The sequence below is a fragment of the Micromonospora mirobrigensis genome, from assembly GCF_900091555.1.
GTDB lineage: Bacteria > Actinomycetota > Actinomycetes > Mycobacteriales > Micromonosporaceae > Micromonospora > Micromonospora mirobrigensis.
On sequence record NZ_FMCX01000001.1, the window covers coordinates 648,842 to 665,581 of the forward strand.

General features: G+C 74.1%; 14 protein-coding genes. 5 read left to right on the forward strand and 9 right to left on the reverse strand.

The window, feature by feature from the left end; genetic code table 11:
• Position 1: 1 nt before the first annotated feature.
• From GA0070564_RS03065 to eno, 4 genes are read right to left on the reverse strand one after another with little or no spacing between them, the layout of a single operon-like run.
• A complete protein-coding gene (locus GA0070564_RS03065) occupies positions 2-511 on the reverse strand; it encodes an amino-acid N-acetyltransferase (RefSeq protein ID WP_091602108.1) in 510 nt (169 codons plus the stop codon).
• Positions 508-1,065 (reverse strand): DUF501 domain-containing protein, encoded by a 558-nt coding sequence (locus GA0070564_RS03070; RefSeq protein ID WP_091604442.1) that lies wholly within the window; start codon positions 1,063-1,065, stop codon positions 508-510. The genes GA0070564_RS03065 and GA0070564_RS03070 overlap by 4 nt, the downstream gene beginning before the upstream one ends.
• Positions 1,066-1,102: 37 nt before the next feature.
• Positions 1,103-1,732, reverse strand: a complete 630-nt coding sequence (locus GA0070564_RS03075; RefSeq protein WP_091602111.1) for an FtsB family cell division protein — start codon at positions 1,730-1,732, stop codon at positions 1,103-1,105.
• 32 nt (positions 1,733-1,764) lie between these two features.
• Positions 1,765-3,048 (reverse strand): phosphopyruvate hydratase, encoded by a 1,284-nt coding sequence (eno, locus tag GA0070564_RS03080; protein WP_091602114.1) that lies wholly within the window; start codon positions 3,046-3,048, stop codon positions 1,765-1,767.
• Positions 3,049-3,264: 216 nt separating this feature from the next.
• Here eno and GA0070564_RS03085 point away from each other — a divergent pair, with 216 nt between their 5' ends.
• Both GA0070564_RS03085 and GA0070564_RS03090 read left to right on the forward strand, forming a co-directional pair.
• Entirely contained in the window at positions 3,265-3,957 is a 693-nt protein-coding gene (locus GA0070564_RS03085; protein ID WP_091602117.1) for a hypothetical protein, read from the forward strand.
• Complete coding sequence (locus tag GA0070564_RS03090; protein ID WP_091602120.1) at positions 3,954-4,853, forward strand: NAD(+) diphosphatase; 900 nt, start codon at positions 3,954-3,956, stop codon at positions 4,851-4,853. The genes GA0070564_RS03085 and GA0070564_RS03090 overlap by 4 nt, the downstream gene beginning before the upstream one ends.
• An 84-nt stretch (positions 4,854-4,937) precedes the next feature.
• Here the strand turns inward: GA0070564_RS03090 and GA0070564_RS03095 are convergent, their stop codons facing one another.
• From GA0070564_RS03095 to mfd, 4 genes are read right to left on the reverse strand one after another with little or no spacing between them, the layout of a single operon-like run.
• Positions 4,938-6,557 carry a DUF885 domain-containing protein gene (locus tag GA0070564_RS03095; protein WP_091602123.1) on the reverse strand — a complete coding sequence of 540 codons (1,620 nt, stop codon included), beginning with the start codon at positions 6,555-6,557 and terminating at the stop codon, positions 4,938-4,940.
• A 9-nt stretch (positions 6,558-6,566) separates the two neighbouring features.
• Positions 6,567-7,562 carry a nucleoside triphosphate pyrophosphohydrolase gene (locus GA0070564_RS03100; protein WP_091602127.1) on the reverse strand — a complete coding sequence of 332 codons (996 nt, stop codon included), beginning with the start codon at positions 7,560-7,562 and terminating at the stop codon, positions 6,567-6,569.
• Entirely contained in the window at positions 7,559-8,278 is a 720-nt protein-coding gene (locus tag GA0070564_RS03105; RefSeq protein WP_091602130.1) for a hypothetical protein, read from the reverse strand. The genes GA0070564_RS03100 and GA0070564_RS03105 overlap by 4 nt, the downstream gene beginning before the upstream one ends.
• Before the next feature lie 55 nt (positions 8,279-8,333).
• Positions 8,334-11,981 carry a transcription-repair coupling factor gene (gene mfd, locus GA0070564_RS03110; RefSeq protein WP_091602133.1) on the reverse strand — a complete coding sequence of 1,216 codons (3,648 nt, stop codon included), beginning with the start codon at positions 11,979-11,981 and terminating at the stop codon, positions 8,334-8,336.
• A 361-nt stretch (positions 11,982-12,342) separates the two neighbouring features.
• Between mfd and GA0070564_RS03115 the strand changes: the two genes are divergently transcribed.
• Together GA0070564_RS03115 and GA0070564_RS03120 are read left to right on the forward strand one after the other, a co-directional pair.
• Positions 12,343-13,254, forward strand: a complete 912-nt coding sequence (locus GA0070564_RS03115) for a cyclase family protein (protein WP_091602136.1) — start codon at positions 12,343-12,345, stop codon at positions 13,252-13,254.
• A 145-nt stretch (positions 13,255-13,399) separates the two neighbouring features.
• Positions 13,400-14,311, forward strand: a complete 912-nt coding sequence (locus GA0070564_RS03120; protein WP_091602139.1) for a helix-turn-helix domain-containing protein — start codon at positions 13,400-13,402, stop codon at positions 14,309-14,311.
• Between the two features lie 239 nt (positions 14,312-14,550).
• On the opposite strand, the gene GA0070564_RS03125 is transcribed toward GA0070564_RS03120, so the two are convergent.
• Positions 14,551-15,591 carry a S66 family peptidase gene (locus GA0070564_RS03125; RefSeq protein ID WP_091602142.1) on the reverse strand — a complete coding sequence of 347 codons (1,041 nt, stop codon included), beginning with the start codon at positions 15,589-15,591 and terminating at the stop codon, positions 14,551-14,553.
• A gap of 98 nt (positions 15,592-15,689) precedes the next feature.
• Between GA0070564_RS03125 and GA0070564_RS03130 the strand changes: the two genes are divergently transcribed.
• Positions 15,690-16,721, forward strand: coding sequence for an ABC-2 transporter permease (locus GA0070564_RS03130; RefSeq protein ID WP_091602145.1), 1,032 nt, complete (start codon positions 15,690-15,692; stop codon positions 16,719-16,721).
• Positions 16,722-16,740 lie beyond the last annotated feature (19 nt).

Genomic DNA, 16,740 nt, shown 5'->3' on the forward strand with positions numbered 1-16,740 from the left:
GTCACAGGCGCAGCAGCATCCGGGTGTTGCCCAGCGTGTTCGGCTTGACCCGTTCCAGGTCCAGGAACTCGGCCACACCCTCGTCGTACGAGCGCAGCAGCTGCTCGTAGACCGGTTGCGGCACCGGCGCCCCGTCGATCGCCCGGAAGCCGAACGACCCGAAGAACTCGGTCTCGAAGGTGAGCACGAAGATCCGGGCCACACCCAGCTCACGGGCCGCGTCGATCAGCTCGGCGACGATCCGGTGCCCGATCCGGCGACCCCGGCACGCCGGGTCCACCGCCACCGTGCGGATCTCGGCCAGGTCCTCCCACATCACGTGCAGCGCGCCGCAGCCGACCACCGTCCCGTCGGCGTCCACCGCCACCCGGAACTCCTGCACGTCCTCGTAGAGGGTGACGGTGGCCTTGCTGAGCAGCCGCCGGTCGTCGGTGTACGTGTCGACCAGCCGCCGGATGCCCCGCACGTCGCCGGTGCGGGCCCGGCGGACCAGCACCGGGTCCACGCTCACTGCGCCGCCGGCACGTCCACGCACGGGCCCGCGGCCCACCACTTCTCCACCAGCGCCAGCGTCTCGTCGCCGAACGGGTTGACCCCCGGCCCGGCGCCCAGCGCGTGCCCCAGGTGCACGTGCAGACACTTCACCCGGCCAGGCATCCCACCGGCGGAGATCCCGGCGATCTCCGGCACCTCGCCGATCGCGTCCCGCCGGGCCAGGTAGTCCTCGTGCGCGGCCCGGTAGCGCTCGGCCAGCTCCGGGTCCTCGGCCAGCCGCTCCGCCATCTCCTTCATCAGCCCCGCCGACTCCAGCCGGCTGCACGCCGCGGTGGCCCGGGGGCAGGTCAGGTAGAACAGCGTCGGGAACGGCGTGCCGTCGGCCAGCCGGGGCGTCGTCTCCACCACGTCCGGCAGGCCGCACGGGCAGCGGTGGGCGACCGCCCGGGTGCCCCGGGGCGTACGCCCCAACTGCGCGGCCACCGCGGCCAGGTCGGCCTCGGTCGCCGGCTCCCGGTGCGGCGGGGTGACCGAGTCCGCGGCGGGATCCGGCGGGGGTACGACAGTCACGGTGTCCATCTTTCGTCAATGCGCGGGTGGTGCGCGGTCACTTGCCGGCGCGGTCGTCGTTCGCCGCCCGGATGCTGGACCACAGGGTGTCGTACCAGGTGTCCGGGGCGGCGGGCCGGGCCGCCGGTTTGCCCGCGCCCGCGTCCCGGGCGGCGCCGGCCGGGTCGTCCAGGACGATCACGATCTTCTCGCCGGGCTTGCCCATGAAGAACCGCTCCCGGGCCTGGATCTTGATGTACTCGTCGTCCCGCCACTTGGCGGCCCGCTCGGACAGCTCGGCGATCTCCTCGCGCTGGGCGGCCTGCGCCGCCTCCATCCGCTCGATGTCGGTCTGCTGGTCGAGATAGACGCGAACCGGATAGGTGTACGCCAGGGCGAGCGCGATCAGCACCGCGAAGAGCACGGTGGCGCGCCCGGTGAAGCGTCGGGGGTGGGGTGCGGCGAGCCGCCGGACCGTGCCGCCCGCGGCGGTACGGCGGGCAGCGCCCGGACGGCGTACGCCGTCGGTGCCCCGGGCGGCGCCGGGCGCGCGGCCGGCGGCGGCGCGCGGCTCGGCGCGGACCCCGCCCTCGCGGGCCGGCACCCGGATCCGGGCCGCGCCCGGCCGACCGGGCTGACCCGGCCGGCGGGCGGGACGCTGGCCCCCCGGTGTGCGACGCTGCGGCATCCTCACACCCCTCCCCCGAAGCGTGCCCGGCCTCAGGCCGAACGGTAGCGCGGGAACGCGCCGGCACCGGCGTACCGCGCCGCGTCGGCCAACTCCTCCTCGATGCGCAGGAGCTGGTTGTACTTCGCCACCCGGTCCGAGCGGGCCGGGGCGCCGGTCTTGATCTGGCCACAGCCGGTGGCGACGGCCAGGTCGGCGATGGTGGTGTCCTCGGTCTCGCCGGACCGGTGGCTCATCATGCACTTGAAACCGGCCCGGTGGGCCAGGTCCACCGCGTCCAGGGTCTCGGTCAGCGAACCGATCTGGTTGACCTTCACCAGCACCGCGTTGGCGGCCTTCTCGGTGATGCCCCGGGCGATGCGCTGCGGGTTGGTGACGAACAGGTCGTCGCCGACGATCTGGATCCGGTCGCCGAGCGCGGCGGTCAGGGTGGCCCAGCCGCTCCAGTCGTCCTCGGCCAGCGGGTCCTCGATCGAGACGATCGGGTAGTCGCCGGCCAGCTTGGTGTAGTAGTTGCTCATCTCCTCGGCGCTCTTCGCGCTGCCCTCGAAGGTGTAGCTGCCGTTGTCGAAGAACTCGGTGGCGGCCACGTCGAGCGCGAAGACGATGTCGGTGCCGAGCCGGTAGCCGGCCTTCTCCACCGCCTCGGAGATCAGGTCCAGGGCGGCGGCGTTGGTCGGCAGGTTCGGCGCGAAGCCGCCCTCGTCGCCCAGGCCGGTCGACAGGTCCTTCTTCTTCAGCACCGACTTCAGCGCGTGGTAGACCTCCGCGCCGGAGCGCAGCGCGTCCCGGAAGGTGGGCGCGCCGATCGGCGCGATCATGAACTCCTGGATGTCGACGTTCGAGTCGGCGTGCGCGCCACCATTGAGGATGTTCATCATCGGCACCGGCAGCAGGTGCGCGTTCGGGCCGCCCAGGTAGCGGAAGAGGCTCAGCTCGGCGCTGCCGGCGGCGGCCTTCGCCACGGCCAGCGAGACGCCCAGGATGGCGTTCGCGCCCAGCGCGCCCTTGTTGTCCGAGCCGTCGATGTCGAGCATCTTCTGGTCGATCAGCCGCTGCTCGCTGGCCTCGTAGCCGATCAGCTCGTCGACGATCTTGTCCTCGATGTTCGAGACGGCCTTCTCGACACCCTTGCCCAGGTAGCGGTCCTTGTCACCGTCGCGCAGCTCGACCGCCTCGAAGGCGCCGGTGGAGGCGCCGGACGGCACCGCGGCGCGGGCGATCGTGCCGTCGTCGAGCCCGACCTCGACCTCGACCGTCGGGTTGCCCCGCGAGTCAAGGATCTCCCGGGCGACGATTCCCTCGATGGTTGCCACTGAGTCGCTCCTCGTTTGTGTGTTCCGGTCCGGTATGGGCCGCGACGGTGCGGCTGAGGCAGGTGTTGAACGCAGCGTATCGGTCCCCGCCCTCCCGCATGGCCTTCGGGGCCGGAGCCGTCCACGACGACGGGTGACACGGACATTCCCGTATTCTCGGGCCTCAACCGGCAACCGGTTTGCATCCGGCGGACCCGATCGACCACGCTGGTCGGCATGCCCGCCGTGTTGAGACCCTTCCGTCTGCTCGCCGTGTCGGTCATCGCGTCGCTCTCGGTCACCGGCTGCCAGGCGCTCGACGAGGCCGGCACCGGGCTGGACCGGGCGGACCTCGTCAACGACCTCGCGTCCCGAATGGACGAGGCGCTCGCCGGCACCTGGGCCGCGGAGTACCGGCTCCCCGACGGCGGCACCGCCTCCATCGCGCAGACCCAGAAGCCGCTCGCGTCCGCGTACACCTGGCCGGACGGCAAGATCACGGTCACCCAGGACGCGCTCACCCGCTGCGACAACAGCGCCGGCCGGACCGCCTGCACCGTGCTGCCGCCGGTGGCCACCGCCGGGAAGCCCTCGGTGCCGGTCTACGACGAGGCCGCCAAGCGCGGGCTGGTCACCCCGCCGGGCGTGATCCGGCTGCTCACCGACGCCGCCCTCGACCCGGCCGCGACGGTCAGCGCCACCGACACCACCGTCGCCGGTCACCACGCCACCTGCGTCGACGTGAAGCGTTCGACCGGCGACTTCACCACCTGCGTCACCGGTGACGGCGTGCTCGGCAGCTTCACCGGCAGCATCGCCGGCCGGGCGACCGAGTTGACCCTGAGCCGGTACACCGACACCGTCGACCCCGCCGCCTTCGCGCCGCCCGCCGGCGCCGGCGTGGTGGACCAGCGGACCACCACGCCGTGACCGACCCGGCCGGAACCACGCCGGGCTCCGGCGCGGGCCCGGCCTCCGGTGCAGGGCCGGCCGCCAGCCGGGCCGGGGCGGGATTCCTGCCCGGGGCGCGAACCGGCACCCCGCCGGCCCCGGCCGACCTGGCGGTGCCCGTCGCCGGGCACAGGGTGCTCACCGGCCCGGATGGCTCCTTCCCCCGGATCGGGGAGCTGCCGGACCGCTCCGACTGGCTGCCGGTCGGCACCCTGGACGGGGTTCCGGTGTGGACCGCCGCGGTCACCGACCCCGAGGCGCTGCCCGGGAGCTGGCACAGCTGGCGCCGGCTCGCCGCGACCGTTGCCGAACCGTCGGCCACCCTCGCCGGCCGGGCGCTGGCCGTGGTCGGCTTCCGGCGTACGCACCGGTGGTGCGGGGCCTGCCGGGCGGAGCTGGCCGACGTCCCCGGTGAGTCCGCCCGCCGGTGCCCCGACTGCGGCCTGACCGCGTTCCTGCCGCTGTCGGTCGCGGTGCTGGTGGCGATCACCCGCCCCGGACCGGCCGGCCGCCCCGACCAGCTGCTGCTGGTCCGGCACGCGTACGGGCCGACGGAGCTCTGGGCGCTGGTCGCCGGGTTCGTGGAGGCCGGCGAGACGCTGGAGGGCGCCGCCCACCGGGAGGTCGGCGAGGAGGTCGGGCTCACCCTGGACCGGGTGGCCTACTTCGGCAGCCAGCCGTGGGCGATGTCCGGCCCGGGCACCCTGCTCGCCGGGTTCACCGCCACCGTGGCCGACCCCACCATCGAGCCGCAGGTCGACCGGCGGGAGCTGACCGAGGCGCGCTGGTTCCCGCTGGACGCGCTGCCGGCGGAGCTGCCGCCCGCGTACTCGATCTCCCGCTGGCTGATCGACGCGGTCGCCGCGCGGCCGTGACCGCTCGGGCGCTGCCAGCGCGGCCGCCCGGAGTGTTAAGAAGGGGCCCCTGCTCTACCGAAAGCGTTAAGAGGGGGCCCTTCCTTACACCCCGAGCAGGGTGCGGAGGTGGCGCGGCGGCGGGCAGTCGTGCGCCAGCATGTCGTCGTGCCACTCGCGCACCGACACGCCGTCCGGGCGGGCCGCGCCGATCTCGGCCATCTCGCTGTAGCCGACGAAGTACGTGGAGAGCTGCGTCGAGGTGAGCAGGGACCGCCGCCACTTGCCGGCCGCCTCGCCCTCCTCCTGGAAGCCCCGCTCGGTCATCAGCGCCATGGCGTCGGCCTCGGTCATGTCCTCGCAGTGCACGAGCTGGTCGAGCAGCGCGTTGATGGTCATCCGCAGCTGCATCTTGAGCTGCTGCAACCGCACCGGCAGCCCGCCGAAGCCGCGACCGACCATCAGCTCCTCGGCGTAGACCGCCCAGCCCTCGATGAAGACGCCGGACTCGGTCAGCGCCCGGACCCGGGTGTCGCCGGCGTAGCGGCGGGCGTGGGCGAGCTGGAGGAAGTGGCCGGGCATCGCCTCGTGCACGGTCAGGTTGCGGATCATGTGGTCGTTGTATTCCCGGTAGAACGACTCGACCCGCTGCGCCGGCCAGTCCGCCGGGGTCGGCGCGATGCAGTAGAAGGTCGGCAGCGGCGCCGACTCCAGCGGCCCCGGCGAGTCGCAGTACGCCACCGCGACCCCCCGCGCGAACTCCGGCATCTCCTGGATGACGCAGGGGTCGTCGACCAGGCTGACCAGGTCGTGCGCCCGGACGAAGTCGCTCGCCTCGTCCAACGTCACCGACGCCAGACCCACGATGGTGTGGTCGTCGGGGTGCTCGGCGGCGAGCAGGTCCAGCGCCCGGCGGACCGTCCCGTCGTCGGCCGACCCACCGACCAGCTCGACGGCGGCGGCGCGGATCTCCTCGGTGACCCGCTCCAGGTTCGCCCACGCGCGGCGCTGCACCTCGGCGGCGCCCAGCTCGGTGTCCAGGGTGTGCCAGAGCCGCGCCTCCCAGAGCCGGCGACCCAGCCGCGGGTCCCGCCCGGGCCCGGCGTCGGCGGCCAGGCCGCCGCGCAGCCAGGCCACGAAATCCTCCAGGGCGGCGATCGCGGCGGTGGCGGCCGGTTCGACGGTGCCGTGCAGCGCCGGCGCCTCGGCCAGCAGCCCGGGCACCTCGTCGCGGATCAGCGCGGCGGTCCCGGTGAACTGCCCGACCGCCGTCTCGACATGCACCCGGGGCATGTCGCGCAGCGTCGACCGGGCGATCGCCAGCGCGTCCGGAATGGCCCGCAGCCGGCCGGCGAGGCTCTCCAGCCGGACCTCGGCCGGGGCGAACGGGCGAGCCAGCAGGGCGTGCAGCAGCGGGCCGGGGTTGTGCCGCAGCGGGTCCCACTCGTGCGCGCGGACCTCGGTCGACTCGAACAGCCCCCGGTCGACCAGGCTGCTGAGCAGGGCGTGGTCCACCTGCTGGTCGACGTCGAGGGAGTCGGGGTCGAGCTCGGCGAGGGCGTCGGCGGCGTCGCGGAGCATGGCCCGCTCGGCGACCAGGCCGTCCGGGGAGAGGTCCGGCAGCCGGTCGTCGTAGCGGTGGTCGCCGACGGAGGTGGCCAACCCCGGCCGGCTCTCCAGCACGGCCTCGACGATCCGCTCCGCGAGCGGCACGAAGGACTCCATCCCCCGACCCTACCGATCTTCTTCCGGCCGCTCCTGCTCGGCGGCGCGGACGGCTTCGGCGTAGGCGAGGGTGGCTCGGCGCAGGGCCGCCTCGGGGTCGATCCCGGCCTGTCGGGCGGCGGCCACGGTGGCCAGCAGGCCGGCGCCGAGTCTCGCCTCCGGGTCCACCTGGGACTCGGCCAGCGGCGGCGGGACGGCGAGGCCGACCCGGCCGGCGCGGTCCAGCACCTTCGCCGCCAGGGCCAGCGCCGGCTGGCTCAGCGCGATGCCGTCCAGCACCGACGTGCGGGTCTTCTCGGCCTGCTTGATCCGCTCCCAGTTCGCCTCGATCTCCTCCAGCGTGCCGGTCTCGGCGCCGGAGAAGACGTGCGGGTTGCGGCGGACCATCTTGTCCACCAGGGCGCCCGCCACGTCGTCCACGGTCCAGCGCTCGCCCTCGGGCAGGTTCTCCGCCAGCCGGGCGTGCAGCAGCACCTGGAGCAGCACGTCACCGAGCTCCTCGCGGAGGGCGTCGGTGTCGTCGGCGCTGATCGCGTCGTACGCCTCGTAGCACTCCTCGATCAGGAAACCGGCCAGGCTGCGGTGGGTCTGGGCGAGCTTCCACGGGTCGCCACCCGGGGAGGCCAGCCGGTCCATCACCTCGACGGCGTCGAGCAGCCGGGCCCCCGGCGGGTCCCACGACCCGTACATCAGCTCCAGCTCGGCCAGGCCCGGCTGGCGGGCCAGCCGCAGTCCCAGCTCCCGGGCGAGCGACTCGTCGCCGCCCGGGCCGGCCAGCCAGACCGCCGTGCCGTGCCCGGCCACCGCGTCCAGCAGGGCCTGCGTCGCGCCGGCGTCCACCACGACGACCTCGACGCCCGCCGCGCGCACGGCCGCGACCTGCTCGCTCTCCGCCCCGGCGAGGACCGGCGCGGAGCGTACGACGTCCCAGGCGGCGGCCGTGAGCAGCCCGGCGGGGAGCCGGGGCGAGGTGACCAGCAGGACGATCCGGGCGGCGCCGCTCAACCCGCGTCGACCACCGCGTCGTTGCCGGCCTCGCCCAGCGGCACGCTGATCGCGGGGGTGTCACCGGAGAAGCTGAGCACCGGGAACGCCAGCGGACGGTAGCGGGGGTTGACCGTGACGTCGTACCCGGTGACCGCCTCGGCCAGCGTCTTGCGGGTGGCCAGCGCGCTGCGCAGCTGGTCGCCGTCGAGCTGGCCGGCGGCCTGCTCCACGGTCACCTCCGGCGGGATCGCGCCGGCCTTCTTGCCGGCCGTCACCAGGGCGGTCAGCTCCTCCTGGGTGGGCGCCACCGGCTCGCCGGCCGGCACGCCGGAGAGGCAGGTGTAGAGCTCGGCGACCCGCTGCGGGTACGCCGCGTCGGCCGGCAGGCCGAACTGCTGGGCGACCTGCTGCGGCTGCACCTGCCCCTGCGCGCGGTAGCCCTTCTCCTCGCTGGCCTTCTTGCAGACGTCCAGCAGCACCAGGGTGCTGACCACCTGGGAGCGGGCCGGCAGCCGCGAGGCGGCCGGTGCGGCGGACTCCTGACCGGCGGGGGCCTGGGTGGGCTCCTGCGTCGGGAGCTTCCCCTTCAGCTCGTCGAGGATGGTGGTGACCGCATCCTCGGTGATCCGGTGGTCGCCGACGTACGCGGCGACACCGGGCTCGGTACGGCAACCGGAGAGGGCGACGAGACCGACCGCCACGCTGGCGACGGCGACAAGACGGCGAGCACGCATGACGGTCACTCTCTCACGCCCGCCACCCCGCTGTGACGCCGCCCACCCCGACCGGTCACCGGGCCCCGGCCCCGGCCGGTTGGGCGACCGCGGGCTCGCCCAACACGTCCTTGAGGAGCTGGGCGCACCACTCCAGCAGGGCCTGGTCGCGCAGCGGCTCGCCGCCGACCCGTCGGGTGCTCGGCCGCGGCACGCTGACCTGGTCGGTGGCCGACTTGTAGACCGAGTCCGGGTGGTAGCGCTTGAGCCGCATCTGCTTCGAGTCGGGCAGCGGCAGCGGACCGAACCGGAAGTGCTTGCCCTGCATGGACACGTCGGTCAGGCCGTACCGGCGGGCCAGCAGCCGGAACCGGGCCACCGCGACCAGGTTCTGCACCGGGGCCGGCGGCTCGCCGTAGCGATCCGTCATCTCGGCGACGACCTCGCGCAGCCTGTCCTCGTCGCGCGCCTCGGCGAGCTTGCGGTACATCTCCAGCCGCAGCCGCTCCACGCCCACGTAGTCGTGCGGCAGGTGCGCGTCGATCGGCAGGTCGATCTTGACGTCGACCTCCTCCTCCTGGCGCTCGCCCTTGAACGCCGAGACCGCCTCGCCGACCATCCGGACGTACAGGTCGAAGCCGACGCCCTCGATGTGCCCGGACTGCTCGCCGCCGAGCAGGTTGCCGGCGCCCCGGATCTCCAGGTCCTTCATCGCGACGTACATGCCGGCGCCCAGCTCGGTGTGCTGGGCGATGGTGGCCAGCCGCTCGTGGGCGTGCTCGGTGAGCGGCTTCTCCGGCGGGTAGAGGAAGTACGCGTACGCCCGCTCCCGGCCCCGGCCGACCCGGCCGCGGATCTGGTGCAGCTGGGCCAGGCCGAGCAGGTCGGCCCGCTCCACGATCAGCGTGTTGGCGTTCGGGATGTCGATGCCGGACTCCACGATCGTGGTGCAGACCAGGACGTCGAACTCCTTCTCCCAGAAGCCGACCATGACCTTCTCCAGGGCGTCCTCGCCCATCTGCCCGTGCGCCACGGCGACCCGGGCCTCGGGCACCAGCTCGCGGATCCGGCGGGCCGCCTTGTCGATCGACTCGACCCGGTTGTGCAGGTAGAAGACCTGCCCGTCGCGGAGCAGCTCCCGGTGGATGGAGGCGGCCACCTGCCGGTCGTCGTACGCCCCGACGAAGGTGAGCACCGGGTGCCGCTCCTCGGGCGGGGTGGCGATGGTGGACATCTCCCGGATGCCGGTGATCGCCATCTCCAGGGTCCGCGGGATCGGGGTGGCCGACATGCTCAGCACGTCGACCGAGGCGCGCATGGTCTTCAGGTGCTCCTTGTGCTCGACGCCGAAGCGCTGCTCCTCGTCGACGATGACCATGCCCAGCGACTTGAACCGGGTGGCCGCCTGGAGCAGCCGGTGGGTGCCGATGACGATGTCGGCGGTGCCCTGGGCGGCCATCTCCAGCGTCTGCTCGGCCTCCTTCGGCGTCTGGAACCGGGACAGCTGCCGGATGGCCACCGGGAACTGGCTCATCCGCTCGGCGAAGGTGTTGTAGTGCTGCTGCACCAGCAGGGTGGTGGGGACCAGCACCGCCACCTGCTTGCCGTCCTGCACCGCCTTGAACGCGGCCCGGACGGCGATCTCGGTCTTGCCGTAGCCGACGTCGCCGCAGATCAGCCGGTCCATCGGGACGGTCTGTTCCATGTCCCGCTTGACCTCCTCGATGGCGGCCAGCTGGTCGGGGGTCTCCTGCCAGGGGAAGGCGTCCTCCAGCTCCCGCTGCCACGGGGTGTCCGGGCCGAAACTGTGCCCCTTGGACGCCTTGCGGGCGGCGTAGAGCTGGATCAGCTGGGCGGCGATCTCCTTGACCGCCTTGCGGGCCCGGGCCTTGGACTTCTGCCAGTCCGAGCCGCCCATCTTGTGCAGGGTGGGCTGCTCGCCACCGACGTAGCGGGAGAGCTGGTCGAGCTGGTCGGTGGGGACGAAGAGCCGGTCGCCGGGCTGGCCACGCTTGCTGGCGGCGTACTCGATGACCAGGTATTCGCGGCTCGCGCCGTTGACGGTGCGCTGCACCAGCTCGACGTACCGGCCGATGCCGTGCTGCTCGTGCACGACGAAGTCGCCGGCCTTCAGCTCCAGCGGGTCGATGGTGTTGCGCCGCCGGCTGGGCATCTTGCGCACGTCCCGCATGGAGGTGCCCCGGCCGCCGCTGACGTCGTTGCCGGTGAGCAGCACGAACCGCGACGCCTCGTCGACGAAGCCGGCGGTCAGGCAGCCGCAGGAGACCAGCACCTCGCCGGGGGCGGGCGCGGCCGGCACCTCCTCGGTGAGCCGGGCGCCCAGGCCGGCGTCGCGGAGCACCTCGACGGCCCGCTGGGCGGGACCGTGCCCCTCGAAGACCAGCGCGATCGACCAGCCCTCGCCGGCCCAGCGCTTCAGGTCCTCGACCACCCGGGCGGTCTCGCCGTGATAGAGCGGGGCCGGCTGGGCGGCCAGGGTCACCGCGATCGCGTCGTCGGGGGTGACGTCGACCTCGGTCGGCTCGTCCTCCCAGGGCTGCCGCGCGGCACCGTCGCCGTCCGCCGCGACCAGGCCGAACGGCGACAGCGTCCACCAGGGCTGGCGCAGCGTCCGGGCCCGGGCCCGGACGTCGCCGAGGGTCCGGAAGGCGGCGGCGCCCAGGTCCACCGGGGCCTGCCCGCCGGTCGCGGCGGCGGCCCAGCTGGCCTGGAGGAACTCCTCCGAGGTACGCACCAGGTCGTGCGCCCGGGTGCGGATCCGCTCCGGGTCGCAGAGCAGCACGTGGGTGCCGCCCGGCATGGTGTCGACGAGCAGTTCCAGGCTCTCGTCGCCGAGCAGCGCCGGGACCAACGACTCCATCCCCTCGACCGGGATCCCCTCGGCCAGTTTGTCCAGGATCTCGGCCAGCTCGGGGTGCTCCTGCGCCAGCGCGGCGGCCCGCTTGCGGACCGACGGGGTGAGCAGCAGCTCCCGGCAGGGCGGCGCCCAGAGCTGCGGCACGCCCTCGATGGTCCGCTGGTCGGCGACGGCGAAGGTGCGGATCTCCTCCACCTCGTCGCCCCAGAACTCCACCCGGGAGGGGTGCTCGTCGGTGGGCGGGAAGACGTCCAGGATGCCGCCGCGCACCGCGTACTCGCCGCGCTTGGTGACCAGGTCGACCCGCGCGTACGCCATGTCGGTGAGCCGGCGGGCGACCTCCTCCAGGTCGGCCTCCTCGCCGGCGGCGAGCTGCACCGGCTCCAGGTCGCCGAGGCCCTTGAGCTGCGGCTGGAGCAGCGACCGGATCGGCGCCACCACCACCCGCAGCGGCCCGGTGCCGCCGTGCGCGTCGGCGGCGTCCGGGTGGGCGAGCCGGCGCAGCACGGCCAGCCGCCGGCCGACGGTGTCCGAGCGCGGCGAGAGGCGCTCGTGCGGCAGCGTCTCCCAGGACGGGAAGACCGCCACCTGCTCCGGCGGGAGCAGGCTGCCCAGCGCGGCGGCCAGGTCGTCGGCCTCGCGGGTGGTGGCGGTGACCGCCAGCACCGGTCGGCCGGCCCCACCGGCCGGCTCGTCGGCCGCGACCGCCGCGACGGCGAACGGCCGCAGCGCGGCGGGCGCGGTCAGGTCGAGCCCGTCGACCTGCGCCGCGCCGGAGCGGGCGAGGTCGCGCGCCCGGCTCAGGGCGGAGTCGGCCAGGGCGGCGGAGAAGAGGCCGGTGAGCATGTGATCATCACTTCCAGAGGATCGACGCACGGCGACTACCCCGCGTCCAGCAGAACGGGGGGTTGCCTCGTCGAGCCTATCCCCCTCCCCGGACAATCCGGGCCCACCCGCCCCGCACCCCACCCACGCCCGCAACGCAACGCAACGCGCCCACCGTGCCCGCGCCGCGCCGCCCCTCACCCTCACCCTCACCCTCGCCCAAGATCCGCGCAACTTCTTGGAAAGAGTGGCCTCCATCGCCGGGATGACGACACCTTCCATGAAGTAGTGGGACCGGGACCGGGTGGGCTCGGAGCGTGGCAGGCACGGGCTCCGCGGAAAGGATCTTGACCGGTCGACGGGGGCGTGGTGCGGTGGGGGGATGACGGAGTACCGGGCGGTGTTCGACGCGGAGGTCGTCTTCGCGAACGGTGGCGGGCTGCGGACCGACGGGTTCCGGCTGGACGTGCCGGGGCCGGAGATCACCGACGAGGAGTTGGCCGCGCTGCTGGTCCGGCATCTCGGTCTGCTGATGGTGGCCGAGGTCCGGATCAGCGACCGGTCGATCGTCGAGGAGCCGCACGAGGGCGGTCGGGGCGTGTCCGGGCTCGGCAGCGGGTCCCGCCGGCGGCTGGTCGAGCTGAGCCACGTGATCACCGACGGGATGGTGACCCTGCCCGGCTGGCAGCCGCCCCGGATCACCGACTGGCTGACCCGGGAGGAGTCCCGGGCCAGGTACGCACCGGGCACCGAGTTCCACGTCGCCCGGATCGACATGATCGCCAACACCGGCACGTACGTCGACGCCCCGTCGCACCGCTGGGCGGACGGGGTGGACCTCACCGGTCTCCCGCTGGACCGGCTCGTCGACCTGCCCGGAGTCGTGGTCCGGGTGCCCGCCGGCACCTCGGCGGTGGACCGGCTGATGCTGGCGCCGTACGACGTGGCGGGGCGGGCGGTGCTGGTGCAGACCGGCTGGGACGCCCACTTCGGCACCGACCGGTACGCCGCCCCCGACGCGCCCCACCTGACCGGGGACGGCGCGGACTGGCTGGTGGAGGCGGGGGCGACCCTGGTCGGCATCGACTCGGTCAACATCGACGACATGAGCCCGGCCGCGGCGGGCGAACGCCCGGCGCACAGCGCCCTGCTCGCTGCCGGGATCCCGATCGTGGAGCACCTCACCGGGCTGGCCGCCCTGCCACCGGAGGGCTTCCGGTTCACCGCCGCGCCGCCCCGGGTGTCCGGCATGGGCACCTTCCCGGTACGCGCCTTCGCCGTCGTCGACGGCTGAGCCGACCCGGGCGGGTCACCTCGACGCCCACCTCGGCGTCCACCAGGGCTTCCGGACCGGGGCTGGACGCGGGGCGCCCCGGGCCGACACTATTCCCTTCTGGGAACGATCAGTCGCCACGGCGACGAGCACCCTGGGGGGGACCATGCCCGCTGAGGGAACCGGCAGCGACCCGCGCCGCAAGACCACCCCGGCCCGCTGGCGGGTGCTGGGGCACCCGGACGGCATGCTGATCTACCAGGTCCAGTGCATCGTGGAGAACCACGGTTGGACGGCGACGGTCGCCGAGGACCGCCACCGGGTCGTGCTCGGCCGGTCCGGGGTGTACCGCAGGTGGCTCAACGGCCGCACCGGGCTGGCCGACGCCACCTCGGTCACGTTCACCCGCCCGGGCGACGAGATGGCCGTGGCGCACCCGTACGGCTGCGGTGACACGTACACCTGCCTGGAGGTCGACCCGGCGGTGCTGGCCGACCGGCCGGACGCGGCGCGCTGGCTGGACCGCGACGGTTGGGACGGCTCCTCCGACGCCGCGCTGGACCTGGCGCACCGGATGCTGGTGGCGGAGTTCCGGCGCGGCCTGGACGGGTTCGAGGCGGCCGAGCGGACGCACCGCTTCCTGGCCCGGCTCTTCCAGCACAGCGGTCTGGCGACGGGCGGGGCGGAAGCCGACGTCGAGCGGGTGGTCTCGCGGCGTCCGGCCACCCTGGCGGCCCACCGCCGGCTCGCCGACCGGGCACGCGAGGTGCTGGCCAACTCCGACTTCACCCTCGGCCTGGCCGAGGTGGCCCGCGAGGTGGGCGCCTCACCGCACCACCTGAGCCGGGTCTTCCAGCGGATGACCGGCAGCAGCCTGACCGCGTACCGGAACCGGTTGCGGGTCCGCGCGGTGCTCGACACCCTGGCCGAGCCGGAGGACCGGCCGCTGGGGAGCCTGGCCACCGAGTACGGCTTCGCCGACCAGGCGCACCTGACCCGGGTGGTCCGGGCGCAGGTGGGTCATCCGCCGGCCCGGCTGCGTCGGCTGCTGGCCGCGTCCGAGTCGCGCCAGCCCTGACGGCAACCGAGCAAGAAAGTTCAAGAACGGTGGCCGGGCCGAGGGCGACGATGGAACCCGTCACCCCGGTGACGCCGGCACCGCCGGCGCGGGGGTTGCGGGCCTGTTCGGGGGGGCCCGCGGGCCCCGACCCGGTTCCCGACGTCCGGCCCAGCCGGTCGTCGGGAACCCCGAACGGCGCCGTACGCCCCAGCAACCCCCTGCCCCGCGTACGGCGCCGTTTCCGGGTCACCGCCCGGTCAGTAGCGCACCGAGATCCGCCGCTCGGCCGCGTCCACCCGGACCTCGCCGCCGTTCGGGACGATCAGCTGCGGGTCGGTGTGCCCGAGGTCGACGTCGAAGACCACCACCGGGTCGTCGGCGTACTCGGCCAGCGCCCGGGTGACCGCGGCCCGCTGCTCGTCGGTCCAGGCCCGCCGCTCCGGCACAGTGTGCGGCCGGTCGAAGTCCCACGCCTTGGCCCGGCCGACCAGCACCGCCGGGAAGCCGGCGAGCATCCCGCGCTCCCCCATGTCGCGCAGGATCCGGTAGACCTGCTTGGCCGGGGGCAGCTCGTTGGAGGTCTCGAAGAACAGCACCGAACCGGCCAGCTCCGCGTTCGACGGCACCCGGTCGGTGGCCATCAGGAAGTGCAGCACCTCCAGGCAGCCGCCCCAGCTGCGGCCCTGCACGACGGTCGACGGGCCCTGCCAGCGCCAGCCCTCGCCGGGGAGCATCTCCGGCTCGTCGGCCAGGGTCTCCGGCCGCTCCCACGGGTTCGGCTCGTCGCCCCACTCGGGCGCGGGGGTCAGGTCGTACCAGTCGGTGGTGAACAGGGCGGCGCGCAGCGAGTCGAAGGTCAGCGGGTGCGGCTTGCCGGGCCGGCCGAGGTGCACCAGCACCGACCCGCCGTGGTAGGCCACGATCCCCAGCCGATACAGATGGTTGAGCACGTTGGTGTTGTCGGAGTAGCCGAAGTACGGCTTCGGGTTGGCCCGCAGCACCGCGTCGTCCAGGTGCGGGGTGACGGTGATCAGGTCGTCGCCGCCGACGGTGGCGAGCACGGCGGTGATCGTCGGGTCGGCGAAGGCGGCGGTGAGGTCGCGGGCCCGGTCGCGCGGGTCGGCGCCCATCACCCGGGTGGTCGGGTACTCGACCGGTTCCAGGCCGAACTCCTCGCGCAGCCGGCGCAGGCCCAGCTCGTGCACGTGCGGGAAGAGCCCGCTCAGGCCGGCGGAGGGGGAGACGACGGCGACGCGGTCGCCGGGGCGGGGCTTCGGGGGGTAGTTCGGCAGTCCCATGTCCGGACGCTATCCCGCCCCGCCAGCGGATTTCCGCCCCGACGTACCAGCCCGGCGAAACCCCACAAGCCGGGTGAAGCCGGCCATAGGCTGGCGGCGTGGACGAGGAGTCGGAACGGTTGCGCGACTGGCTGCCCCGCACGGCGGCGCTGCTGCTCGGCACGCTGGCGCTGGCCACCGCGTTCATCGCCGCGTACGTCGGGGCGCTGCACCAGCCCAACCCGCGCGACGTGCCGGTCGGGGTGGTCCTCGGCGACCAGCAGGCCCAGGCCGTCATGGCCGCGGTCCGCGGGAAGACCAACAAGATCAAACCGGTCGAGTACGACGACCCGGGCGCCGCCGACGAAGGGCTGACCGCCCGCGAGGTGTACGGCGTGCTCACCTCCGCCCCCGGCGGCGGGCTGCGGCTGGCCATCGCCAGCGCCTCGGCGCCGGCCGCCACCGAGGTGGTCACCCAGGTCCTCGGGCAGGCCGCCCAGCAGGCCCAGCTGTCGCTGCGGGTGACCGACGAGGTGCCGGTGGAGAGCACCGACCCGCGCGGGCTGGTGCCGTTCTACCTGGCCGTGGGGTACGTCCTCGGCGGCTACCTCGCCTCCACCGCGCTGGGCCTGAAGACCGGCACCTCGCCCCGGAGCCTGCGCCGGGCCGGGCTGCGGGTGGCCGCGCTGGCGGCGTACTCGATCGTCCTGGGCATCGTCGGCGCGGCGCTGGTCGGGCCGATCCTCGACGTGTGGCACCACGACATCCCGGCGGTCGCCGCGGTCGGCGCGCTGGCCGTCTTCGCCGCCGCGATGATCGCCTCCGCCGTGCAGGCCTGGCTCGGCCTGCTCGGCACCGGCATCGTCATCCTGCTGCTGGTGATCCTCGGCAACCCCGGCTCCGGCGGCATCTACGCCCCCGAGTTCCTGCCCGCCGCGCTGCGCGGGATGCACCGGTGGAACGTGCCCGGGCTGGCCACCGACCTGATCAAGTCGGCGGTCTACTTCGACCGCCGGTCGGCCGGCTGGTCGCTGACCGGGCTGCTGGTCTGGACCGCGGCGGGGGTGCTCGCGCTGCTCGGCGCCACGCTCTTCTGGGGCGGCCGGGCCCGCCGCGCCGACGCCCGCGCCGAGCGGCACCCGGATGACTGACCGGAACGCCGCTTCGCGT